Origin of the sequence: Trabulsiella odontotermitis (assembly GCF_001297775.1) — a bacterium.
Classification (GTDB): domain Bacteria; phylum Pseudomonadota; class Gammaproteobacteria; order Enterobacterales; family Enterobacteriaceae; genus Trabulsiella; species Trabulsiella odontotermitis.
In genome coordinates, this window is record NZ_LIFX01000037.1 from 1 (window position 1) to 731 (window position 731).

1 protein-coding gene is annotated in these 731 nt (G+C 62.1%); it reads right to left on the minus strand.

The window, feature by feature from the left end; genetic code table 11:
* Positions 1-731, minus strand: a 731-nt coding sequence (locus AOY23_RS21305; protein ID WP_161804034.1) for an Ig-like domain-containing protein, incomplete at both ends; no start/stop codon positions are given.

The window sequence follows — 731 nt, forward strand, 5'->3', positions numbered from 1 at the left end:
CCGTCGGCGATCGGGCCGGTCTTGTCGCCCACATCGTCATTCACCACCACGCTGCTCGAATCCGGCACGGTGGTGTCGACGACAATCGGGAAGCTGCCGCTGTCTTTGCTGTTACCCGCAGGATCGGTGGCAGTGACGGCAAAGTTGTGATTGCCATCTGCCAGCGCCGTGTCCGGCGTAAAGGTCCACTTGCCGTTGCTGTCAGCAGTCACGGAACCCAGGACTGTGCTGCCGTCGCGGATAGTGACAATATCACCAGCCGCCGCCGTCCCGTTCAGGGTCGGGGTACTGTCGTTGGTGGCCTCGCCTTTCTGCAACGGACCGACATGCGGTTCGCTGTTATCGACCACGCTGGTGATCGACGGCTCGATGCCGGTCGGGATCAACAGGGTGATGTCATAGGCTGGTGCTTCACCGGCGATGAGGTTACCGGCCGGATCCTGGGTTTCCAGGGTCAGGCTGTTCAGGCCTTCCAGCAGCGGTGCATCCGGGGTCATGCTCCAGTCGCCGTTGCTGTCAACCACCGCCGAGCCAATCAGGTGTTTCCCTGCGGCGTCGGTGGTGTAGACGAACACCGTGTTACCGGCAGTGCCGATACCGCTGATCAGCGGCAGGCTGTCATCGGTAATTTCGCCGCTGGCGACGTTACCCTGACGGCCACCCACATTGTCATCAACTGCTGTGATGCGCAGGCTGTCTTCGGTGGCAACCGGCGGGGTGTAGTCGGTGGT